This window comes from Mycobacterium sp. 852002-30065_SCH5024008, from assembly GCF_001665645.1.
In the GTDB taxonomy this organism is placed as follows: Bacteria; Actinomycetota; Actinomycetes; order Mycobacteriales; family Mycobacteriaceae; genus Mycobacterium; species Mycobacterium paraffinicum.
This window is the reverse complement of sequence record NZ_LZSZ01000072.1, coordinates 1-23,460: the sequence shown is the minus strand read 5'-3', so window position 1 is coordinate 23,460 and position 23,460 is coordinate 1. Positions and strand designations below refer to the sequence as shown.

The following is a 23,460-nucleotide window of genomic DNA, read 5'->3' as shown; positions in this document are numbered from 1 at the left end:
CCGACCCCCCTCGGTGTCAGGCCGCACTAGCGGGCGCTAGCTTCTCGCACAGCAGACCCGCCAGACTGCGGATCGTTATGGTGGAGATGTCAGCCGACGGGATGCGCACCCCCGTTTCGGTTTCGATGCGGGTTCGTAGTTCGAGGGCGCCGAGTGAGTCCAAGCCGTACCCCGAGAGCGGCCTGTCGGGATCGACGCTGCGACGCAAGATCAGGCTGACCTGATCGGAGATCATCCTCCGCAGCCATGTGGGCCACTCGTCCATCGGCAGGTCATCGAGCTCGGCACGGAGTTTGCTTGTGCCCGTTTGGTTTTGCCCGACAGAGCGGAACGCCTGCGCAAACGGGCTGCGCTCGGCCAAAAGCGCCAGCCAGGAGGTACCGGTGATCGGCGCATAGCCGGTATAGGCCCGATCGTGGCGCAGTATCGCTTCGAATGCGTAAGCGCCCTCGTCGGGCGCGATCGCAATGTTGGAATTCTCCGCCAGAGTGGTCGCACGCCCGATCTCTGCCCAGGGTCCCCAGGCGATCGCGGTCGCCGGCAGTCCCCGAGCCCGCCGCCAGTGGGTGAAGCCATCGACCCAACTGTTGGCGGCCGCGTAGGCGGCCTGCCCCGGCGAGCCCACCAGCGCGGCCGCCGAGGAGAACGAGCAGAACCAGTCCAGCGGCTGGCCCGCGGTGGCGGTGTGCAAGTTCCACGCGCCGTGAACCTTTGCCGCCCAATCGCGTTCGATCAGTTCATCGGTGATGTTGGTCAACGTGGCGTCCTCCACCACCGCGGCCGCGTGCAAGACGCCGCGCACCGCGAGCCCGGTAGCGGTCGCCGTGGCCACCAACCGGCGCGCGGTGTCGGGTTGCGCGATGTCCCCGCACTCCACCACGATGTCGGCGCCGGTCGCGCGGATCCGCTCGATCGTCTGCAGCGCGGTGTGCGTCGGCTCTGAGCGTGAAGACAGCACGATGCGCCCACATCCTGCGGCGGCCATCTTCTCCGCCAAGAACAGCCCAAGACCCCCAAGGCCCCCCGTGACGAGGTAGGCCCCGTCGGGGCGGAAAACCGGGGCCTGCGCCGGCGGTACCGTCACCCGGTGGCGGCCGGTGTGTGGGACGTCGAGCACGATCTTGCCGGTGTGCCCGGCGCCGGCCATCGTTCGAATGGCGTTGCCGGCTTCCGCAAGCGGATAGTGCGTGCTCTCCGGAATTGGGAGCACACCGTCCGCGATGAGCTGGTACACGGTGGCCAACAAGTCGTGAACCCGGTCCGGTTCGCTGTACGACAGCAGCGCCAGGTCGACGCCGTGGAACGCGAGGTTGGGCCGGAACGAGAAGAGGCCCAATCGGATGTCCCGCTTGCCGATTTCGATGAATCGGCCACCGAGAGCCAGCAATTTGAGCCCCGCGAGCTGGGCGGCGCCGGGGACCGAGTTGAGCACGATGTCTACGCCGTACCCGTCGGTCTGGCGCCTGATCAGGTCGGCGAACTCGGTGCTGCGCGAATCGTAGACATGCTCAATGCCCATGTCGCGCAGCATTTGTCGGCGGTGCTCGCTGCCCGCGGTGGCGAATATTTCGGCACCTGCGGCCCGGGCCATCGCGATCGCCGCCTGTCCGACCCCGCCCGTACCGGAGTGGATCAACACGCGATCACCGGGCTTGACATGAGCCAGGTCGTGCAGGCCGTAATACGCGGTGGCGTGCGCGGTTGGCACCGCCGCCGCCTGCCCATCGGAGAGTCCGGCCGGCAGCGTCACCGCCAGGCGAGCGTCACAGGTGATGAACGTGCCCCAGCAGCCGTCGCCACACAGACCCCCAACATGATCGCCAACCTTGTGGTCGGTCACCCCCGGTCCGACGGCGGTCACCACGCCGGCGAAATCGGTGCCTAGCTGCTGTCGTCGGCCCTCGAAGGCGGGATAGCGGTCGAACGCGACCAGCACGTCGGCGAAGTTGATGTTGGAGGCACTGATTTCCACCTCGATCTGGCCGGGGCCTGGTGTAACCCGGTCCCGGGCAATGAATTCCACCGACTCCAGATCGCCCGGCGTGCGGATTTGCAGGCGGATGCCGTCGCGCTCGAGGTTGGCGATGGTGGTTCGCCGCTCCTCGGGCCGCAGCGGGCTGAGGGCCAACCGCGCCGTGTACCAAGCGCCGTGCCGCCAGGCGGTCTCGTCTTCCTCCGACCCGGCGAGCAGTTGGCGGGCGAGCTGCTCGGCCTCGGTGTCGTCGTCCATGTCTATCTGGGTGACCCCCAGGTGCGGATGCTCGGCGCCGATCGCCCGCAGCAAGCCCCGCAGCCCGGCCTGCTCCAAATTGGGCACGTCGCTGGCCACCACGGTCTGGGCGTTGTGCGTGACGATGTAGAGGCGGGGGAGTTGGCCGGGTGTGTCGGGCAGTTCGCGGATGACATGCACCAGGTGTTGCACGGACTCGAGGCCCAGCGCCGGCGACCGGTCATCGGCGTCACCCTTCCCGGGCCCCGCCGCGATCACCAAACCGCTGAATGCGCCGGCACGCAGACGATCTCGAAGCTGTTCGGAGTTCGAGGTGTGATCGGCGTGCGGCGGCCAGCACATCGTGGTGCATTGTGCGCCAAGCTGTTTCAGCGCCTCCGTCAACGGGGCAACGGTGTCTGCGGCGGTGCCGATGACCAGCCAGGCTCCGGGGTTGCGGTGTTCGGCCTCCGGCAGTTCTCGCTGCCGCCATTCGATCGTCAGCAATCGCTTGGCCAGCAGGCGTTCGTCGTGGTCGTTCTCGGCTGCCCCGGCACCCAATCGCAGCCCCTGCACGGCGAGCAGGACGACCCCGTTCTCATCGAGCATTTCGAGGTCAGCCTCAACTCCAGAAGCATCGGCTTTCGTCACCCGTGTGTAGCAGTAGCGGACGCCGCGGGCAGGACCGTAGGAGCGGAGCCGCCGGAGCCCGAGCGGCAATGCCAGCGCGTCTTCGCCCAGGGATTGCAATTCGGGGTGGGCCGCGACGGACTGGAAGCAGGCATCCAGCAGCGCCGGGTGCACCCCGTAGGCATCTTGTTGCGAGCGGATTTGACCGGGTAGCGCGACCTCGGCCAGCACGGTGCGGGTTGCCCCCGCGCCGATGTGCAACGCGGTGAGTCCACTGAATGCCTGACCGTACCGAACACCACGCTCGTCCAGGCGCCGGCGCACCTCGGCGCCGTCCTCGCGGCCCGGGTGCGCGGCGAGCAGCGCGGAGATGTCATGTGGGGGCGGGGGATCCGCCGCGGCGGCATAGAGCCCAGCGGTGATCAACTGCACTTGCTCGCCCCCGTCATCGGACTCCACCGCGAAATCGGCGACGCCCGTTGATGACAACGCTGTCGAGGCTCCGATGGTGGTCTGTTCGTCCAGCAGCAGCGCCTGCTCGAAGTGCAAGTCACGGACCTCGGAAGCGTTGCCGAAAACGGTGCGCGCGGCCGTCAGCGCCATTTCGCAGTAAGCAGCGCCCGGAAACACGGTCACATCGCGAACCTGGTGATCGCCCAGCCAGGGCTGGGCGGCGGTGCCGACCTCCGCCTGCCAGACGTGGCGTTCCGGTTGCTCCTGCAAGCGCACGTGGGCGCCCAGCAGCGGATGCACCGCAACGGTGCAGCCGCCGTGCGTTGAGGGTTGACCGCCGCGGCTCAACAACAGCCGTCGGTGCGTCCAGGTCGGCAGCGGCGCGTCAACCAGTCGCCCGTCCGGGTAGAGCACGGAGAAGTCGATCGCGGCGCCCGCGCTGTACAGATCCGCGACAAAGCCACGTAAGCCGTAAGGCTGTGCTTGCTCGCGACGCATCGCGGCCAGGGCGGCCAGCGGCATGTCGAGACTGCGGGCGGTCTGCTCGACCGCATGGGTGAGTAGCGGGTGGGGTGCCAGCTCCGCGAAGACGCGGTACCCCTCCTCCAGAGCGGCCCGTACCGCCGGCGCGAACCGCACCATCTGGCGCAGGTTTTGCACCCAATACCCGGCATCGCAGACCGGCCGCTCGCGCGGGTCGTAGAGGGTCGCCGAGTAGAAGGGAATTTCGGGCGGCATCGGATGTAGCCCGGCGAGCGCGTCGGCCAGATCGTCGAGGATCGGATCCACCTGGGGGGAGTGCGAGGCGACGTCGACGGCGATCTCGCGGGCCATCACGTCGCGCGACTCCCAGGCCGCGACCAGGTCGCGCACCGTCTGGGTGGCACCGCCGATCACCGTGGATTGCGGCGACGCCACCACCGCCACCACGACATCGTCGACGCCCCGGGTCACCAATTCCGAAAGCACCTGCTGCGCAGGCAGTTCCACCGAAGCCATCGCACCCGCGCCGGCGATGCGGGACATCATGCGGGAGCGCCGGCAGATGACGCGCAACCCGCCTTCCAGCGACAGCGCTCCCGCGACGACGGCCGCAGCGACTTCACCCAGGGAATGCCCGATGACCGCGCCGGGATGCACCCCGTAGGAGCGCATGGTGGCGGCCAGCGCGACCTGCATGGTGAACAGGGTCGGCTGAATCCGGTCGATACCGGTCACGGTCTCCGAGGCGGTCAGCGCCTGGGTCACCGAGAACCCGGCCTCGCCGGCGATCAGTGGCTCGGCCGCCGCGACGGTCGCCGCGAACACCGGTTCGGTCGCCAGCAGCTGGGCTCCCATTTGAGCCCACTGCGAACCTTGCCCCGAGAAGACCCAGACCGGCCCGCGGTCATCCTGCCCGACCGCGGCCTGATACGGAGTGTCGCCGTCGGCGACCTCGCGCAAAGCCTTCACCAGCTCCGGCCGGCCACTCGCAATGACGGCGGTGCGTACCGGGCGGTGCACGCGCCGACGCGCCAGGGTGTAGGCCAGGTCCGTCAGGGCCACATCCTCATGCGCTGCGACCCAGTCGCCCAGGCGGCCGGCGGTGCGACGCAATTCGTCGGCCGAGGTGGACGACAGCGGGAAGAGCAGAGGTACGGCCGACTCGGGCACAGCGGCTTCCGGAACCTGCGCCGGGGCTTGCTCCACTATGGCGTGTGCGTTCGTTCCCGAAAGCCCGTACGACGACACCGCCGCCCGCCGGGGATGATGACCATTCGTCGGCCACGGTGTGATCGTCTGCGGCACAAACAGTTTGGTGTCGATTGCGGCCATTTCGTCGGGCAGCCGCGCGAAGTGCAGATTCTGCGGGATCATGCCGTGCTGCAACGCCAGGATCGTCTTCATCAGCCCGAGCGTTCCGGCGGCCGACTGCGCATGACCCAGGTTGGTCTTCACCGTCGCCAGCGCGCAGGGGACGTCGGTGCCGTAAACGGCGGCCAGGCTGGCGTATTCGATCGGGTCACCGACGGGCGTGCCGGTGCCGTGCGCCTCGACCATGCCGACGCTGCGGGCGTCGACGCCGGCGGCGGCCAGCGCCGCCCGGTACACCGCGGTCTGCGCCGCGCGCGACGGTGTGGCGATGTTGACGGTGTGGCCGTCTTGGTTGGCGGCAGTGCCGCGGATTACCGCCAAAATCCGATCACCGTCACGCAGCGCGTCGGGCAACCGTTTGAGTAATACGACGACGCAGCCTTCAGCAGACGCGAACCCGTCAGCCGCGACGTCGAACGCATGACACCGACCGGTGGGGGAAAGCATGCCTTCCGCGGAACCTGCGACGAACTTCCGCGGATCCAGGATCACCGCCGCGCCACCCGCCAGGGCAAGGTCGCTTTCACCGTCGCTCAGGCTGTGGCAGGCCAGGTGCACCGCGGTCAGACCCGACGAACATGCGGTGTCCACCGTCATCGCGGGACCGTGAATGCCCATGGCGTACGCGATCCGCCCCGACGCCAGACTGAAGCTGCTGCCGGTGAACCCGTACGGCGCCTCCACCGCGTTCGCATCGGCGGCCAGCAGTTGATAGTCGCCGTGCGTCAGACCGACGAACACACCGGTTAGCGAGTCGGCCATGGTCTCTCGCGTCAGGCCGGCGTGCTCCATGGCCTCCCAGGAAGTTTCCAGCAGCAACCGGTGCTGGGGGTCGATCGCGGTGGCCTCGCGCTCGTTGATCCCGAAGAACTCGCAATCGAACCCGGCGACGTCATCGAGGAACCCGCCCCACTTCGTCACCGACCGACCCGGAACCCCCGGCTGGGGGTCGTAATACTCGTCGGCGTCCCATCGGTCCGGCGGCACTTCCGTGATCAGGTCGTCCCCACGGTGCAACGCCTCCCACAGCCGCTCGGGGGAGTCGATGCCGCCAGGCAGTCGACAGGCCATGCCGATGACAGCAGTGGGAGTGAAAGTTGGTTTCTCCACGGCCCTTCACCTCTTCTTATCCGGCGGGGCGGTAACCGCGGTCGAATTCGTATTTGTCGATGGGCGCGCCTGGTCGAGTCGACGCATCTTCGACAATTGGTTGCGGCGGGATACGACCGATGCCGGACGCCATACCGGTGCGCATTCCAATTGATCGACTGTCGGGCTCACGGGCCGGAATCGCCAGGTCTACCAGCGCAAAGACATAACCGAAGTTCGGTTCGACGGCCGAATAATCGGCCGTCCCCTGGAAAATTCGGCCGTCCACCTCGAAGAAATCGACGCGGCGTGGTTCCGGCCCTCGCTGCACTTTGCTGATTACCCGACTAAGCAAATCTGGGGTGCCCAAAGCCCCGGTATTCGGCAATAGGCTCGGTCGGCATTTGGTACCGAAGTGGCCAGAGTTTCGCGGAGGCCGGACATTTGATTGTCGCCTCGTCATTGGAAGGGCGGGGTCCTCAAACTCCATCCGACTTCGCCCGGCTTGAAGCCATAGGAATGGACGACCGGGGTGGCTCGGCCGCCGTCGTTTCGTCGTCGCGCGCCGCGAAGATGCAGCGCGAATGGCTGCGATCTCGACCATCCGGCAACCGGCTGCGACTCGGGCGGAGGCCCGCCAGAAGTTGTCCCGCGCCGGTTGTCGCCGGCCCAGGCGAACAAGTTGTCGTTGTCGTCGTCGACGGGTTGATCATCGGCTCTCCCACCGCAAGTCGACATGCGTGCAACAAACCATACATAAGGTGACCCCGGAGCGCGCCGGGTTGAGGCAAATTCTTCGAAGCGACCTAGGAGTTAGCTGTGCGTTAAGCCGCGATTGGTCGCACGGCCGGCGGGGAGGCGGCGTGCGCCTAGCGCGCCTGGCCCTGCGAGGCGAGGAAACCCGCGACGCCGCGGACCATCGCGTCGGCGTACTTCTGCCTGCCCTCGGCCGACTCCATCAGCGCCGAGTCCGCGGGGTTCTTCATGTTCCCGCACTCGACCAGGATCGACGGGTACTGCGCCAGGTTCAGCCCGGCGAGGTCCGAGCGTCCGTACAGCCCGTTCTGGCCGATGTAGTTGGCCGGCGGAATCCCGGAGGTCTGCATCTGGTCGCGCATGATCCGGGCATACTGCACCGACGGTCCGGCCTGGACCTGGTTGAGTGGCGGGGCCGAATAGTTGACGTGGAATCCCCGGCCCGATGCCGGGCCGCCGTCGGCGTGGATGCTCAGGACGGCGTTTGGGTGCAACGCGTTGGCCATGTTGGCGCGCTCGTCGACGCACGGCCCCAGCCCGGTGTCGTTGCCGCGCGCCATGGCGGTCCGGACGCCGAGGGCGTTCAACTCCGCGCGGACGCGCAGCGCGGTGTCCCAGGTGAAGGTGTGTTCCTGGTAGCCGCTGTTGGTCGACGTCCCGCTCGCCTGGCAATCCTTGGTGCCCCCGCGACCGGTCGGCACCTGGCGGCCGATGGACGCGTCGTTGGAGCCGTTGTGGCCGGGATCGATGAACACCACCATGCCGGCGATGTTGGAGGGGACCCCCCATGCCGGCGGGGCGGCGGTCGGGGTGATCGCGGCCGAAGCGGCCACCAGCACGCCGATGACCAACCTGATGCCGACACGCCTGCTCACTCGTAGGTCCACGGCGCAAAGGTAGCGTCGCGCGGTCTACGCTGGGTGTTTCGAATCGCCGGACACCCGCAGGCGAAACCAACTCGAGACCAAGATGCGAGGGGACTGTCATGCAACCCGGAGGCGACATGTCGGCGCTGCTGGCCCAGGCGCAGGAGATGCAGCAGAAGTTGATGGAAGCCCAGCAACAGCTGGCCAATGCCGAGGTGCACGGGCAGGCCGGCGGAGGCTTGGTCAGGGTGACCGTCAAAGGCAGCGGCGAGGTGGTCGCGGTGCAGATCGATCCCAAGGTCGTCGACCCCGGGGACGTCGAGACGCTGCAGGACTTGATCGTCGGGGCCATGGGCGACGCGTCGAAGCAGGTCACCCGCATGGCGCAGGAGCGGCTGGGCGCGCTGGCCGGCGGTTTCGGCGGCCCACCCCCGGGCCAGCCTCCGGCCCCGGCGCCGGGGCTCTAGATCTTCCGACATGTTTGAAGGACCCGTCCAGGATCTGATCGACGAGCTCGGCAAGCTGCCGGGCATCGGGCCAAAGAGCGCCCAGCGCATCGCCTTCCACCTGTTGTCGGTCGAACCGCCGGATATCGACCGGCTGACCGCGGCGCTGGGGAAGGTCCGCGACGGCGTGCGGTTCTGCGCGGTGTGCGGCAACGTCTCCGACAACGAGCGCTGCCGGATCTGCTCGGACCCACGCCGGGACGGCTCGCTGGTGTGCGTCGTCGAGGAGCCGAAGGACATCCAGGCCGTCGAGCGCACCCGCGAGTTCCGCGGCCGGTACCACGTGTTGGGCGGCGCGCTGGATCCGCTTTCGGGCGTGGGGCCCGATCAGCTGCGGATCCGCGAGCTGCTGAGCCGGATCGGTGAGCGGGTCGACGACGTCGACATCACCGAGGTGATCATTGCCACCGACCCGAACACCGAGGGTGAGGCGACGGCCACCTACCTGGTGCGGATGTTGCGCGACATCCCGGGGCTGACGGTGACGCGGATCGCGTCGGGGCTGCCGATGGGTGGCGACCTGGAGTTCGCCGACGAACTGACGCTGGGCCGCGCGCTGGCGGGCCGGCGGGCGATGGTCTGAGGTCGCTCAGGTTTTGGTCAATCGGAACGGCCGGGTGACGGTCGAGCCTGGACCGCCACACCCGTCGGACGTGGTCGTCCGGCCCTCACCGGCAAGCGACACGGCGTCGAAGCTGTAGTCGACGGTTGCCGGAACCGATGTTCCGTTCGCGCACGGCGCCTGCGTCGCGCCGCTGTGGGTCCAGCGTCCGTTCGCGAGGTCGAACTCCCAGCTGATGACGAACGTCCCGCCGTCCTGCGAGGTCGCCAGAGTGCAGTCCGACCCGCAGGGGGCGAAAAGCCACGTGGTCGACTTGTCGCTGTCGGTATAGAGCACGGTGTAACGACCGCTCGGCACCTCCGGGGTGGCGTGCGCCGGCACCGGCGTAATCAATGCGGCCGCGACTAGCAGGGCTCCGCCGCCCGCCAACCCCGGCCGGCCGCTTCTCGCGATGTCATTCCGCACGTCAGCGCGCCCCTAACCGTTCCCGGCGCAGCAAGTCCACCTCGGGCAGGTCCAGCGGCGCCAGCTCACCCACGACCTTGCTCAGCAGCAGGTCGGCCAGCTCGGGATTGCGGGCCAGGCACGGCCCGTGCATATAGGTGGCCACGACGCCGCCCTGCACCGCGCCGTCGAAGCCGTCGCCCGCCCGGTTGCCCGCGCCCTTGGCCACCGCGCCCAGCGGCGACGCGGCCGGGCCTAGCACGGTGCCGCCCCGGTGGTTCTCGAAACCGGTGAGCCGTTGGGTCAGGCCCGGCAACAGCGGCTTGGTGATCAGTTCGCCGATGGTGCGGACGTTCTGCGGCGAGGTGGTCGCGTCGAGCAGGCCCACGCCGTCGACCCGTTCACCCGCCGACGTCTCGTACCACCGCCCCAGCACCTGAACGGCGGCGCAGATCGCCAGCACGGGCGCTCCGCGCTCGGTGGCGCGCTGCAGCCCGGGGTGCTTGATCAGGTGCTTGGTGGCCAACCGCTGCGCGTAGTCCTCCGCCCCGCCCAGGGTGTAGACGTCCAGTGAGTCCGGCACCGGGTCGGCCAGCGTTATCTCGACGATCTCCGCGGCGATCCCCCTCAACCGCAGCCGCTGACGCAGCACCAGCGCGTTGCCGCCGTCGCCGTAGGTGCCCATCACGTCGGGCAACACCAGCCCGATCCGCACCGTCGAATCAGCCATGGCGCGCCAACGCCCGTTGCAGCTGAAGGAAGGCGGTGTAGTTGGCGACGACCTCGACCCGCCCCGGCGGGCAGGACGCGATGGCCGCCACGGTGTCATGCACCAGGGTGTGGTCGACGCCCGCGTAGCCGAGGCGCACCGCCAGGTCGGTGCCCCGCTCGCCGGCGGCGACAACCGCCGTCTTCTCGAAATGCTCGAAGCGCACGTCCCACAGCCAGGACAGGTCCTCGCCGTCGGGCACCTGCCCATTGACCGCGATGACGACCCCGGCCGCCTGCTTGTCCACCATCGACAGCGCCTCCTGCCAGCCGGCCGGATTCTTGGCCAGCAGGATCCGCGCCTCGTGAGCGCCGACCCGGACGGTCCGGTAGCGCCCGGCGACCTCGTCGACGCTCGACACGGCCGCCACGGCCTTCGCGGGGTCGGCGCCCAGCGCGACGGCGGCGGCCACGGCCTGGGCGGCGTTGCCGCGGTTCACCGCGCCCGGCAGCGCCAACCGCATCGGCAGGGCCAGCCCGTCGGGCCCGTACAGCGTGTGGTCGTCGAACCACCACTGCGGGCTGGGCCGCTTGAAGTCGGCGCCGGTGGAATACCAATGCCCCCTGTCTCGGACGATCACCTCGCCGCTGCGCGGGCAGCTGACCGAGTCGTTCGCCCACGAGCCCCCCGCTGCCACCCACGCCACGTTCGGGCTGTCGTAGGCCGCCGACGTCATGAGGACGTCGTCGCAGTTGGCGACGACGACGGCGTTCGGGTGCCGGGCCAGCCCGGCGCGCAGGGTGCGTTCGATGACGTTGATCTCGCCGACCCGGTCCAGCTGGTCGCGCGACAGGTTGAGCAGCACGACGACGGCGGGATCCACGGCGTCCGACACGTGCGGCACGTGCATCTCGTCGACTTCCAGGGCCGCCAGCGGCGCCTCGCGGTTCGCCGCCAGCGCGGCCACCAGCCCGGCGTCCATGTTGGCGCCTTCGGCGTTGGTGGCCACCGAACCCAGCGTGCCCAGCGCGGCGGCGGTCATCCGGGTGGTGGTCGACTTCCCGTTGGTTCCGGTGACGACGACGGTGCGCCGACCGGCCGCCAGCTGACGGAGGACCGAGCGGTCCAGGGTCATCGCGATCAGCCCGCCGATCATCGCGCCGGCCCCGCGTCCGGTCACCCGCGAAGCCCAGCGCGCGCTCGCTCCCGCGGCGAGGGCGAGCCGTGCACGGGTGGTTACCACGCGGGTGAGTTTAGAGGCGGCCCGCCGCCGCTTCGAATTCAGCGCCGACACGGCAGCGCAGCGACCAGGCGTTGTCGGTCGGACGTGCCATCCTCAAATCATGAACCGGGTGTCCTGGGGGCGACCGGCCAGCGAGCCGGACGGGGGCTGGGCTGTCATCGACGTCGAGACCTCGGGCTTTCGCCCGGGTCAGGCACGGGTCATCAGCCTGGCGGTGCTCGGCCTCGACGACGACGGGCGCGTCGAGCAATCGGTGGTCAGCCTGCTCAACCCCGGGGTCGATCCCGGTCCCACCCACGTGCACGGCTTGACCACCGCCATGCTGGAAGATCAACCGCAGTTCGCCGACATCGTCGACGACGTGGTCAAGGTGCTCGACGGCCGCACGCTGGTGGCCCACAACGTCGCGTTCGACTACGCGTTCCTGGCCGCGGAAGCCGAGCTCGCCGAGGCCGAACTACCCATCGACTCCGTCATGTGCACGGTCGAGCTGGCCCGGCGGCTGGATCTCGGCATCGACAACCTGCGGTTGGAGACCCTGGCGGCGCACTGGGGCGTGACCCAGGAACGGCCGCACGACGCCTTCGACGACGCGCTGGTCTTGACCGGTGTGCTGGCGTCGGCGCTCAAGCGGGCGTGCGAGCGCGACATCTGGCTACCGGTGCATCCGGTGACCCGGCGGCGATGGCCGAATGGGCGCGTCACCCACGACGAGCTGCGCCCGTTGAAGGTGTTGGCCTCGCGGATGCCCTGCCCGTACCTCAACCCCGGGCTGTATGTTTCCGGCCGGCCGCTGGTGCAGGGCATGCGGGTGGCCCTGGCGGCCGAGGTCGGGCGCACCCACGAGGAACTGGTCGAACGCATCCTGCACGCGGGGCTGGCCTATAGCGATGCCATCGACGGGGAAACATCGCTAGTCGTCTGCAACGACCCCGCCCCGGACCAGGGCAAGGGCTACCTGGCTAAGCAGCTCGGGGTGCCGGTGGTCTCCGACGCGCAATTCATGGACTCCATCCGCGCGGTCGTCGGCGGCACCAGCATGGAGGAGTTCACCGACACCACCGCGGTCGACCAGCAGCTCGCGCTGTTCTGAGCTCGGTCAGGGGCCACCGCGCCAGTGCTCGATGCGGTGATGGTCAGGTGTGAACCCGTGATGCACACCCCACAGGACGGCCTGGGTCCGACTGCCGACGCCGATTTTGCGATAGATGGTGCGGATGTACGACTTCACCGTGTTGGGGCTCAGGTAGGTCAACCGTGCCACGTCGGCATTGCTCTTACCCTGGGTGATCAGCGCCAGGATCTCCGCTTCCCGGTCGCTGAGCCCTTCGTTACGGCCCGGCCAGTCCAGCCCGGGTGCGCTGCGGGGTCGCCCGGTCACCGGGCTGATGACCACCTCGCCCGAATGCACCGCCTCCAAAGCGGCGACCAGTTCGCGGGCCGGCAGGGTCTTGGACAGATATCCGTGAGCGCCATGCCGCCGTGCGCTCTCGACGAGGTCGGGGTGAAAGTTCCAGGTGTAGACGACAACCCGGCGTGCTCGGGGGTTCGCCGTCAGAACTCCGATCTCCTCTTGATCGGATTCGGGTTGGGCGAATGAGTCGTACAGCACGATGTCGACGGCGTCGTCGACGGGCATGGTGGAGTCCAGTTCCGCAATGACGACGCGGTCCCGGTAGGGGTCCAACATGTTGGCGACGCCCTTCACGACGACGTCATAGTCGTCGACGAGCGCGACGGTGATCGGCGCGCTGGCGCGTGACGGTCGCGTCATGGCGGGAAGATTACCTACCTAGGGGTGTATTGGTACCCCCCTTAGGGGTGGTCGACTGAATTCGGTGCCGGGCAACCGGCCGCACGAGGTAGTCACGCATCCGGAGGGGAAGGCTCACCATGATCATTCTCGGCATCGTCCTGCTGGTCGCAGGATTTCTGCTCAAGATCTCGATCCTGTGGACGATCGGGATCATCCTGTTGGTCATCGGCGCGATCCTGGCGGTCCTGGGCAACGTCGGACGCCCCGTCGCCGGCCGCCGACACTATTTCTGAACGGCGCATGCGCTAGCCGGCTTCGCGACCCTTAGGGCGGCGGCGACACGCGAGGCCATTGACGGGCCCTTCCGCCACAGCGCTGTGGCGGCGGGGCCCGCCTAGCGTTTTGGTGTCGACCCGCGGCGCCCGGCGCCAGCGCCGCGCTTGCGATCGGCCCTAGCGCTTTGGTGTCGACCCGCGGCGCCCGGCGCCAGCGCCGCGCTTGCGATCGGCCCTAGCGCGACGCGCGGTTGACCGCCGACACGACGGCGCGCAGCGACGCGGTGGTGATCGACGGCGCGATGCCGACACCCCACACCGTGCGGCCGTTGACCGACGCCTCCACGTACGCGGCGGCCTGCGCGTCGTCACCGGCGCTCATCGCGTGCTCGGAGTAGTCGAGGACCGCGACGTCGAACCCCACGCCACCCAGCGCGTGCACGAACGCCGCCAGGGGGCCGTTGCCGGCGCCGCTGATCTCGGTCTCGGTCCCGTTGACCTTCACGGTCGCGGCGATCGTGGTGGTGCCGCTGTCTTCCTCGGAAGCCTCGACCCGCTGCTTCATCCGCTCCAGCGGCCAGACCGGGGCCAGGTACTCCTCGTAGAACGCGTCCCACATCTCCTTCGGGGAGACCTCGCCGCCCTCACCCTCGGTGATCTTCTGGATTGCCTGGGAGAACTCGATCTGCAGCCGCCGCGGCAGCGCCAGGCCGTGGTCGGACTTCATGATGTAGGCCACGCCGCCCTTGCCGGACTGCGAGTTGACGCGGATCACCGCCTCGTAGGTGCGACCGACGTCCTTGGGGTCGATCGGCAGGTACGGCACCTGCCACAGCATGTCCTCGACGTCGGCGTCCGCGGCGTCCGCATCGATCTTCATCTGGTCCAGGCCCTTGTTGATCGCGTCCTGATGGCTGCCGGAGAACGCGGTGTAGACCAGGTCCCCGCCGTAGGGGTGACGCTCGGGCACCGGCAGCTGGTTGCAGTACTCCACCGTGCGACGGATCTCGTCGATGTTGGAGAAGTCGATCTGAGGGTCCACGCCGCGGGAGAACAGGTTGAGCCCCAGCGTCACCAGGCACACGTTGCCGGTGCGCTCGCCGTTGCCGAACAGGCAGCCCTCGATCCGGTCGGCGCCGGCGGCGAAGCCCAATTCGGCTGCGGCGACGGCTGTTCCGCGGTCGTTGTGCGGGTGCAGGCTCAGGATGACGGATTCCCTGTTGGCCAGATTACGGCTCATCCACTCGATCGAGTCGGCGTAGACGTTGGGAGTGGCCATCTCCACCGTGGCGGGCAGGTTGAAGATGATCGGGTTTTCCGGCGTCGGCGCGATGATCTCGCCGACGGCGTCACACACCTGCCTCGCGTACTCCAGCTCGGTTCCGGTGTAGGACTCCGGCGAGTATTCGAAACGCCATTGTGTGCCAGGGTATTTGGCTGCCTCCTCGACGCACTTGCGCGCGCCGTCGGTGGCGATTGCCTGCACAGCGGCCCGGTCGGCGCGAAAAACCACGCGGCGCTGCAGGATTGACGTCGAGTTGTAGAAGTGCACGATGGCCCGCGGCGCGCCCTCGCACGCGATGAAGGTGCGTTCGATGAGTTCGGGACGGCACTGGGTCAGCACCTGGATGGTGACGTCGTCGGGAATGGCGCCGTCGGTGATGATCTCGCGAACGAAGTCGAAGTCGGTTTGACTGGCCGACGGGAAGCCGACCTCGATCTCCTTGTACCCCATGCGGACCAGCAGATCGAACATGCGGCGCTTGCGGGTGGGGCTCATCGGGTCGATCAGCGCCTGATTGCCGTCGCGCAGGTCCACCGCGCACCACAGCGGGGCGCGGTCGACGACACGGTCGGGCCAGGTGCGGTCGGGAAGCCGGATCGGCTCGACTTCCTCGGCGAAGGACCGGTACCGGTTGACCGGCATCGCGGAACCGCGCTGGGGGTTCCATGCGGGCTGGCCGGGCCCCGGCGGGCCCGCGGGTTTGACGATCGAACGTGTTGACGTATAGGCGTCGGGATTGGAAGTCACGGTAGTTGCTCCGGGGTGTCAGAAGGAACCTCAGACCGGCGCATCGCGAACACCCGCGACGGGAAGCCGGTCTGGATCAGACCCCGTCGCGGCGTCCGAGGAGGAGCACCCGCTGCACGAGGAGAACTCTACCGCGATTGGCGTCGCGGAGAAAATTGCGCTAAAACTCGCTCAAAACCGCAGGCTGTGGTGCTTAGCAACGCTGCGTAAACCGTTATGCGCAGCCACGTATCCTGTTGTGGGCTTAAAACGTGCCGGAAGGGCGGGAAAAGTAGTGGCGCTCGTCGTGCAAAAGTACGGCGGATCCTCGGTGGCCGACGCCGATCGGATCCGTCGTGTCGCCGAGCGCATCGTCGCGACCAAGAAGCAGGGGAACGACGTCGTCGTGGTGGTCTCGGCCATGGGCGACACCACCGACGACCTGATGGACCTGGCCCAGCAGGTGTGCCCGGCCCCGCCGCCGCGCGAGCTCGACATGTTGCTGACCGCCGGCGAGCGCATCTCCAACGCGTTGGTGGCCATGGCGATTGAGTCGCTGGGAGCGCAGGCGCGCTCGTTCACCGGTTCGCAGGCCGGCGTCATCACCACCGGGACCCACGGCAACGCGAAGATCATCGAGGTCACCCCGGGGCGGCTGCAGGAAGCGCTCGACGAGGAGCGCATCGTGCTGGTCGCCGGGTTCCAGGGCGTCAGCCAGGACACCCGCGACGTCACGACGCTGGGCCGCGGCGGCTCGGACACCACCGCGGTGGCCCTGGCCGCCGCGCTGCACGCCGACGTCTGCGAGATCTACACCGACGTGGACGGCATCTTCACCGCCGACCCGCGCATCGTGCACAACGCGCGGCGGCTGGACAAGGTGACCTTCGAGGAGATGCTCGAGATGGCGGCGTGCGGCGCGAAGGTGCTGATGCTGCGCTGTGTGGAATACGCCCGCCGCTACAACATTCCGGTGCACGTCCGCTCGTCGTACTCGGACAAGCCAGGCACCGTCGTCGTCGGATCGATCAAGGACATAGCCATGGAAGACCCCATCCTGACCGGAGTCGCGCACGATCGCAGCGAGGCCAAGGTGACCATCGTCGGCATCCCCGATATCCCCGGGTATGCGTCCCGGGTGTTCCGGGCCGTCGCGGACGCCGACGTGAACATCGACATGGTGTTGCAGAACGTCTCCAAGGTCGAGGACGGCAAGACCGACATCACCTTCACCTGCTCGCGGGACAGCGGGCCGACGGCGGTGGCCAAGCTGGACGCACTCAAGGACGAGATCGGCTTCACTTCGCTGCTCTACGACGACCACATCGGCAAGGTGTCGCTGATCGGCGCGGGCATGCGCAGCCATCCCGGCGTCACCGCGACCTTCTGTGAGGCGCTGGCGGAGGTGGGCGTCAACATCGAGCTGATCTCCACCTCCGAGATCCGCATCTCGGTGCTGTGCCGCGACACCGAACTAGACAAGGCCGTCGTGGCGTTGCACGAAGCGTTCGGGCTCGGCGGCGACGAGTCGGCGACGGTGTATGCGGGAACGGGTAGATAGATGGTTGCCATTGGGGTGGTAGGCGCCACCGGCCAGGTGGGCCAGGTGATGCGCAGGTTGCTCGACGAGCGGGACTTCCCGGCCACGTCGGTGCGGTTTTTCGCGTCGTCCCGCTCGCAGGGGCGCAAGCTGGAATTTCGCGGCCAGGAGATCGAGGTCGAGGACGCGGCGACCGCTGACCCGACCGGGCTGGACATCGCGCTGTTCTCCGCCGGCAAGACGATGTCGCTGGTTCAGGCGCCGCGGTTCGCCGCGGCCGGGGTGACGGTGATCGACAACTCGTCGGCGTGGCGCAAGGACCCCGACGTGCCGCTGGTGGTGTCCGAGGTGAACTTCGAGCGGGACGCGCACCGCAGACCCAAAGGCATCATCGCCAACCCGAACTGCACCACGATGGCCGCGATGCCGGTGCTCAAGGTGCTGCACGACGAGGCCGGGCTGACCCGCCTGGTGGTCTCGAGCTATCAGGCGGTGTCGGGCAGCGGGCTGGTCGGCGTCGAGGAGCTGGCGACGCAGGCACGCGCGGTCATCGACCACGCCGAGCAGTTGGTGCACGACGGCTCCGCGGTCGAGTTTCCGGCGCCCAAGACCTACGTCGCGCCGATCGCCTTCAACGTGGTGCCGCTGGCCGGGTCCCTGGTCGACGACGGTTCCGGGGAGACCGACGAGGACCAGAAGCTGCGGCACGAGAGCCGCAAGATCCTCGGCATCCCCGACCTGGCGGTCAGCGGGACCTGCGTGCGGGTGCCGGTGTTCACCGGGCACTCGTTGTCGATCAACGCCGAGTTCGCCCGGCCGCTGTCGCCCGAGCGTGCCCGGGCCCTGCTCGACGGCGCGCCCGGCGTCAAAGTCGTCGACGTGCCGACCCCGTTGGCGGCCGCGGGCGTGGACGAATCGCTGGTCGGCCGCATCCGGCATGACCCGGGTGTCCCCGACGGGCGCGGCCTCGCCCTGTTCGTTTCGGGAGACAACCTGCGCAAGGGGGCCGCGCTGAACACCATCCAGATTGCCGAGCTGCTGGCCGCCCAGCTGTAATAGGCGGGTGAGCACCGCCCACACCCGACTGGTCGTGCGGTGCTCGCTTGCTCTGATTCTGTTTGTGCCGCAATGGTTTTGGACCGCGCACGCCGACCCGCCAGCGCCGGTCCCCGAACCAATCGTGCAGCCGCTGGCGCCTGGCCAGGTGCTGCGGATCGGCCCCACGGCCGGCACCGGCACCCCAACCGGCGACTACGGCATCGGCGCGACCGACCTCTGTGAGTTCGTCGAGTTCCCTACCGAACTGCTGCAGGTCTGCGGCGACAGCTTCGCCGGCCAAGGCGTCGGGTTCGGCGGCTGGTACGCGCCGGTGGCGCTGCACGTGGACACCGCTTCCGTCGACGACCCGGCCGGCGTGCGCTACACCGGCGTGACCGGGGTGAGCAACCCGCTGCTGGCCGATCCCGCTCCGCCGGGTACCTCGCAGCTGCCCGCGGGCGTGGTGCAGATCAATCGGCGCAACTACATGATGGTGACGACGACGAAGAACCTGGAGCCGCAAAGCTCCCGGCTCGTAACGGCCGAGCCCGCGCGGGCGGGCTGGCAGACCATCGCCGGGTCGCGCCGACCCGCCTCGTACCAGGGCGGCTCGCAGACACAGATCAGCGGCTACTACGACCCGATCCCGACGCCGGACTCGCCCACCGGCTGGGTGTACATCGTGGCCGACAGCTTCACCCGCAGGGATCCCGTCGTGCTGTATAGAGCCACCCCGCAAACGTTTACCGACCGGTCCCGATGGCAGGGCTGGGCGGCCGGACCCAACGGCGGTTGGGGCAAGCCCCCGACCCCGCTGTGGCCGGACGCGGTGGGGGAGATGAGCGTGCGGCAAATCGACGGGAAGGCCGTGCTGTCGTATTTCAACGCGGTCACCGGCAACATGGAGGTCCGGGTGGCCGACGATCCGACGTCGCTGGGCGACGCGCCGGTGACCACGGTGGTGCAGCACGACGAGTGGCCGGAGCCGGCGGAAAGCCTGCCGCCGCCCTACGACAACCGGCTCGCGCAACCGTACGGCGGATACATCTCGCCCGGCTCGACGCTCGACGAGCTGCGAATCTTCGTCAGCCAGTGGGACACTCGCGCGCGCGTGGCGGCGCCGTATCGGGTGATCCAGTTCGCCGTCAATCCGTTCAAGCCCGACTAGCGAGAAGTCGCCTCCCGCTGCGGCAATATGCCAGACATCGCTGACCAGCGGTGAAACGATATTGGCGTGAACGGCAGTCGCGGTGCTCGGCGCTCTGTGATGACTTCTCTGCGGTCGTTCGCACTGTTATTGGCCGACTACCGCTGGCACGTCCTCGCCGGGGTGGGCGTCGCGGCGCTCGTTCTGGGCAATATCGGGTTCTGGCAGTTGTGGAAGCGTCATCCTGAACCGAGCGACATCGTCTTCTGGAGCTTCAAGCTGTTCACGGCGTCGACACCGGTCGACGATCACCTGCCCGTCACTCTGGATATCGCCCGCTTCCTGGCCCCGCTCGTCGCCGGCTTCGCGGGGCTCAGCGGGTTGGCGTCGCTGTTCCGCGACCGGGTGCAGCAGATGCGGATACCGCTGATGACCGGCCACGTGGTCGTCTGCGGGCTCGGAGATGTGGGCAGTGCGTTTCTGCACCACCTCCGCGAGGCCGGGGATCGGGTGGTTGTCATCGACTCGGACGCGGCGAATCCGAACATGCAGCTGTGCCACGGCTGGGGTGTGCCGGTGATCGTCGGCGATGCGCAGCAGGAACGAATCCTGCAGGCGGCCGGTGTACGACGCGCATCGCGGCTGCTCGCGCTGTGTCCGAACGACGCGGTCAACACCGAGATCGTCGCCGTTGCCAGCCTGCTTGCGGGTGGTCGTTCCGGCAATGTGCTGACCTGTCTGGCCCAGATCGGAGACCCGGAGCTGTGCGCGCTGCTGAGGATCCGGGAGGCCGAGCGCGCCGATGCGGCGTCGGCGCTGGACTTCTTCAACACCGACGAGATCGGCGCGCGGTTGCTGCTCGACGAGTTTCCCGTCGATACCGGGCGCGACCGCCCGCACATCCTCATCGCCGGCCTCGATGCGCTGGGCGCCTGGGTGGTGTACCACGCCGCCCGAGATTGGTATGACCACCGCGGCGACGACACCGCGGCGCTGGTGGTCACCGTCGTCGACAACCAGGCCGACCACCGGGTGCAGTTGCTCCTCGGCCACTATCCCGCCCTCGAGCAGGTCTGCAGCTTCATCACGCTGCCCGCGGCTGTCAGCAACATCCACCGGCTGGGCGCCTACCACGCGGATGCGGGAGCGCCACCGCTGGCCCGCGCCTACGTGACCGCCGACAACGACGAGCAATCCGTTGAGCTGGCGTTGCAGTTGAGGCATGAACTGGATGCGGCGGTCCCCTTGGTCGTCGCGCTGGCCCGGTCGCGCGGGGTTGCCCGCCTCCTCGACGAGGCCGGCAGCGCCGGCGGACCCGACATCGACGTCTTCCCGACCCTCGAACGAACCTGCACGGTCGAACTCACCCGCGGCGGTTCGTACGAGGCCATCGCCCATGCCATCCACCGTCGGTGGTGCGCCGAACAACTCGGGTCCGGCAAGCCTGCGCCACCGTGGTCGGAGCTCGACGAATCACGCAAAGATTCCAGCCGCTCGCAGGCGCGCCACATTGGGGTCAAGCTGCGAAGCATCGGTTGTGACCTTGCGCCCTTGCGGGACTGGGACGCATCGGAATTCCTGTTCAGCACCGATGAGGCCGAGACGCTCGCGGTCGCCGAACACGACCGCTGGATGGCCGAGCGCCTCGCCGACGGATGGTCCTCCGGTGAGAAGGACATCGAAAACAAGAGGACCCCGTATCTGGTGCCCTTCTCAGACCTGCCCGACGACGTCGCCGACTACGACCGCATGTTTGTGCGGGAGATCCCCGCCCTGCTCGCCTCGGCCGGTCTGCAGGTGATCCGCACACAGCAGAAGTGAGGACGGCCGCGCCTTCAGAACTTGGGGCCCGCGGACTTCGGCACCTTGACGGCCATTTTCCCGGCGATCACGGTGCCCTCATCGGTGATGTGGTCCCCGCACACCTTGACGTCGATCGCATAACTGGACGCCGCCTGCAACACCCGCTGGCACGCGTAGGGACCGTCGCCCTGTTGTCTGTACATCTGAGTGATCTGCGGGGCATGCCCGGTGAGGTTTTCGACGATCCACGTGTATGCGCGGCCGTTGTCGAGGTAGGTCGCGGTCACCGTCTTCCCGTCGCAGGCCGCCCATTCGTTCGCTGAGCGCCTCACAAAGTCCAGGGCCTGATCTCTGGTCGGAAAGGCCGCCACGGCTTGGTCGACGAAGTGATGATTGCCCTCGCCTGCCCGTACCCAGCCCCCCGAATCCTCCAACGCCGCCCAGTCGAGTCCCTTTTCTCCGCTGTCTTCATACGTCAGGTCGGCACCGGGATAGAGCACGCCCATGCACCACCGCGGAGACACGTCAACTGCCTTGCTGACGTCCTTGAACGTCTTGCCTTGGTTGTCCGGGGTTTTCACCATATTGGAGGTGCCCGTGATCGAGTTGATCTCCGCGTCGCTCAGCAGGATGGACTCCAGGGGCAGGGGGGCAGGACCCGGCTTGGGCCGGAGGAGCAGCACCGCGGCGACGATGATTGCGACCAGAACGGCCAAACCCGCGCCGCCGGCGATGAGCCACCTGGCGCGCGGCCGGTGACTCTTGCCGATCTTGGGAGCGTGCGGGGGCGCGGCGTCGGAGCCCTCTCCCGGGACCGCTCCCGATTCGGGTTCCGCTGGCGAGCCGGGCGTCGCAACAGGCGCCGTGGCTTCGGTTGTAGGTTCGTCGTCAACCGACTTCAGCAGCGCATCGATGCTGTTTCGCGCCTGATAGGTGACATCGGGACGGTCGCGCAGCTTGGACAGCAATCGGGCGATGTCGCGGCGCGCAGCCGGATCGGCCCCGTCCTCGTGCAGCCCCGTCTTCAGCTCCGACACCAACTCGGCCTGCTGGCGGGCGCTGAGCTCCGGGTCGGAAAGGATGGTGCCCAGCCGCATCAGGTAGGCGAAGGGCACCGGCGGTTCCTCGGGCAGAGGTGACGGCAGCGGCTCAAGCTTTTCCTTCAACTCGTGCACCGCTTCGATCAGCTGAATACCGCTGTCCACGGCCGGATTTCGGTAGTCGATGACCTGGGTCTCCGCCAGCGGAGTGAGCCGCATGGAATCGACCGGACCCACCTGGACGGGAAGGATCGGACGGCGCAGAGCCTCGGCGTAGCGCAACTCGGCTTGGCAGGGTTTCGACGACATCGAGTTGTTCGACAGTGCAAAGACGAAGACGTCGCAGCCCCGGATTTCCTCGAGGATGGTGCGCCACCATGCGTCACCGCCGCCCAACGTTTCGTCAACCCACACGTGCTGACGCGCGTCCCGCAACGCCTTCAAGAGATCCTGGATCGCCGCCTTGTCCTGGCTGGAGTGACTGACAAATAGCGTCATACTTTCTCCTGATACAGGGTCGGCGGTTGTCGGTCTGCGGGCGGCCACGTCACGGTTGAGGCGTTTCAGGCAGCGTAAGTCTTCGGGGGTGCAGCAGGTGGCTGATTGGGAGGCCGCCAACCAATGCGTTCGGTGCGAGAAACGGGTGGTCCAGAGCGCGGAGTGCGCTCCCGGTTGCAGCGGGTCTGCCGCATAGGGGAAAGCCGCTCGCCGGCAATTGCGATGGAGCAGGCTGGCCGTTCTACCAGGCAAGACGGCCGTTCAGCTCATAGCTGCTACTTAAGTAATGCATAGCCACGACTGGTGTTAACACCTTCATCATTTGTCTCATGAGTGAAACATCTGAAACCCCCACTGCGCGGACCTCCACCGCAACTGCCCCGGCACCAGCAACCGAAGCCGCGCTTTACAAGACCCCCAGGGTCTTCATCGCCGCGGCCTGGGTTGCCATTGTCGCCGGAATAGTGTTCATCGTCTCCGTCATTTTCTTCACCGGAATGGCGCTGGGACACCACGGTGGCCATCACCACCACCACAAGCACCACGCGGCGTGGATGCATCCGCACCGCATGGGCGGTCCGGGTGGCCCGGGTGCCCAGCAGGGTGGACCCGCCGGCGTCCAGCAGGGCGGACCCGCGTCTGCCACCCCCGGCGCCCCCGGGCCCAGCCAGATTCCGTCGTCGGTCGCCCCGTCCCGGACGCCGTAGTCCAACCCGTTCCTGAACAAGCAGCGGCCCGGTGCTCGCCAGAGCACCGGGCTGCGTGTCGTTTCGTCACCGGCAACTAACCGCCCGATCTCGATTCACAGCAAGTTTGTGGCACGAACCTGTTATGCCCGTCGCGACGCTGGGCATGATTCAGGAATGAGCGAGACACCCGAACCGTCGTCGACCCCGCCGCCGCCCGCCCCCGCAGCTGCACCCTGTCTCTTATACACATCTCCGAGCCCACGACACGGAGCTACATCTCGTATGCCGTCTTATGCGTGAAAAAAAAAAGGGGGGGGGGGGGGGGGGGGGGGGGGGGGGGGG

The 23,460-nt window shown here is 68.0% G+C and carries 18 protein-coding genes; 9 read left to right on the top strand and 9 right to left on the bottom strand.

Going from position 1 to position 23,460, the window contains the following annotated elements:
- Nucleotides 1-16 precede the first annotated feature (16 nt).
- From pks2 to A5781_RS08930, 3 genes are all read right to left on the bottom strand, one after another.
- Nucleotides 17-6,256 (bottom strand): type I polyketide synthase, encoded by a 6,240-nt coding sequence (gene pks2, locus A5781_RS08940; protein ID WP_067203882.1) that lies wholly within the window; start codon nt 6,254-6,256, stop codon nt 17-19.
- A gap of 16 nt (nt 6,257-6,272) precedes the next feature.
- The gene (locus A5781_RS08935; protein ID WP_156624502.1) at nt 6,273-6,605 is read right to left on the bottom strand and encodes a hypothetical protein; all 333 of its coding nucleotides are present in this window, start codon (nt 6,603-6,605) and stop codon (nt 6,273-6,275) included.
- Between the two features lie 499 nt (nt 6,606-7,104).
- The gene (locus A5781_RS08930; RefSeq protein ID WP_082939284.1) at nt 7,105-7,878 is read right to left on the bottom strand and encodes an Rv3717 family N-acetylmuramoyl-L-alanine amidase; all 774 of its coding nucleotides are present in this window, start codon (nt 7,876-7,878) and stop codon (nt 7,105-7,107) included.
- A 98-nt stretch (nt 7,879-7,976) separates the two neighbouring features.
- On the opposite strand from A5781_RS08930, the gene A5781_RS08925 reads away from it, so the two are divergent.
- A complete protein-coding gene (locus A5781_RS08925; protein WP_066955869.1) occupies nt 7,977-8,324 on the top strand; it encodes a YbaB/EbfC family nucleoid-associated protein in 348 nt (115 codons plus the stop codon).
- A 10-nt stretch (nt 8,325-8,334) separates the two neighbouring features.
- Nucleotides 8,335-8,946 (top strand): recombination mediator RecR, encoded by a 612-nt coding sequence (gene recR / locus A5781_RS08920; protein ID WP_067203880.1) that lies wholly within the window; start codon nt 8,335-8,337, stop codon nt 8,944-8,946.
- A 6-nt stretch (nt 8,947-8,952) separates the two neighbouring features.
- Here the strand turns inward: recR and A5781_RS08915 are convergent, their stop codons facing one another.
- From A5781_RS08915 to A5781_RS08905, 3 genes are read right to left on the bottom strand one after another with little or no spacing between them, the layout of a single operon-like run.
- On the bottom strand, nt 8,953-9,390 hold the full coding sequence (locus A5781_RS08915; protein WP_082939283.1) for a hypothetical protein: 438 nt from the start codon (nt 9,388-9,390) through the stop codon (nt 8,953-8,955).
- 1 nt (nt 9,391) lies between these two features.
- On the bottom strand, nt 9,392-10,099 hold the full coding sequence (locus A5781_RS08910) for a type 1 glutamine amidotransferase (RefSeq protein ID WP_067203879.1): 708 nt from the start codon (nt 10,097-10,099) through the stop codon (nt 9,392-9,394).
- The gene (locus A5781_RS08905) at nt 10,092-11,321 is read right to left on the bottom strand and encodes a Mur ligase family protein (protein ID WP_067203901.1); all 1,230 of its coding nucleotides are present in this window, start codon (nt 11,319-11,321) and stop codon (nt 10,092-10,094) included. Before A5781_RS08905 ends, A5781_RS08910 begins: the two co-directional genes overlap by 8 nt.
- Nucleotides 11,322-11,421: 100 nt before the next feature.
- Between A5781_RS08905 and A5781_RS08900 the strand changes: the two genes are divergently transcribed.
- Entirely contained in the window at nt 11,422-12,414 is a 993-nt protein-coding gene (locus A5781_RS08900) for a DEDDh family exonuclease (RefSeq protein ID WP_067203878.1), read from the top strand.
- Nucleotides 12,415-12,420: 6 nt separating this feature from the next.
- Here A5781_RS08900 and A5781_RS08895 read toward each other — a convergent pair whose 3' ends face one another.
- The gene (locus A5781_RS08895) at nt 12,421-13,095 is read right to left on the bottom strand and encodes a response regulator transcription factor (RefSeq protein WP_067203877.1); all 675 of its coding nucleotides are present in this window, start codon (nt 13,093-13,095) and stop codon (nt 12,421-12,423) included.
- A 119-nt stretch (nt 13,096-13,214) separates the two neighbouring features.
- Between A5781_RS08895 and A5781_RS25835 the strand changes: the two genes are divergently transcribed.
- A complete protein-coding gene (locus A5781_RS25835) occupies nt 13,215-13,370 on the top strand; it encodes a DUF6131 family protein (RefSeq protein ID WP_197503757.1) in 156 nt (51 codons plus the stop codon).
- Between the two features lie 217 nt (nt 13,371-13,587).
- On the opposite strand, the gene leuA is transcribed toward A5781_RS25835, so the two are convergent.
- Nucleotides 13,588-15,384 (bottom strand): 2-isopropylmalate synthase, encoded by a 1,797-nt coding sequence (leuA, locus tag A5781_RS08890; RefSeq protein ID WP_067203876.1) that lies wholly within the window; start codon nt 15,382-15,384, stop codon nt 13,588-13,590.
- Between the two features lie 274 nt (nt 15,385-15,658).
- Here leuA and A5781_RS08885 point away from each other — a divergent pair, with 274 nt between their 5' ends.
- From A5781_RS08885 to A5781_RS08870, 4 genes are all read left to right on the top strand, one after another.
- Nucleotides 15,659-16,924: an aspartate kinase gene (locus A5781_RS08885; protein WP_067203875.1), complete on the top strand. Its 1,266-nt coding sequence runs from the start codon at nt 15,659-15,661 to the stop codon at nt 16,922-16,924.
- A complete protein-coding gene (locus tag A5781_RS08880; RefSeq protein ID WP_067203874.1) occupies nt 16,925-17,959 on the top strand; it encodes an aspartate-semialdehyde dehydrogenase in 1,035 nt (344 codons plus the stop codon).
- Nucleotides 17,960-17,966: 7 nt separating this feature from the next.
- A complete protein-coding gene (locus tag A5781_RS08875) occupies nt 17,967-19,109 on the top strand; it encodes a DUF4185 domain-containing protein (RefSeq protein ID WP_067203873.1) in 1,143 nt (380 codons plus the stop codon).
- Nucleotides 19,110-19,208: 99 nt separating this feature from the next.
- A complete protein-coding gene (locus A5781_RS08870) occupies nt 19,209-20,909 on the top strand; it encodes an NAD-binding protein (protein ID WP_082939282.1) in 1,701 nt (566 codons plus the stop codon).
- A gap of 14 nt (nt 20,910-20,923) precedes the next feature.
- On the opposite strand, the gene A5781_RS08865 is transcribed toward A5781_RS08870, so the two are convergent.
- Entirely contained in the window at nt 20,924-22,429 is a 1,506-nt protein-coding gene (locus tag A5781_RS08865) for a sensor domain-containing protein (protein WP_067203872.1), read from the bottom strand.
- 329 nt (nt 22,430-22,758) lie between these two features.
- Here A5781_RS08865 and A5781_RS08860 point away from each other — a divergent pair, with 329 nt between their 5' ends.
- Nucleotides 22,759-23,136, top strand: a complete 378-nt coding sequence (locus A5781_RS08860; protein WP_067203871.1) for a hypothetical protein — start codon at nt 22,759-22,761, stop codon at nt 23,134-23,136.
- Nucleotides 23,137-23,460: the final 324 nt, after the last annotated feature.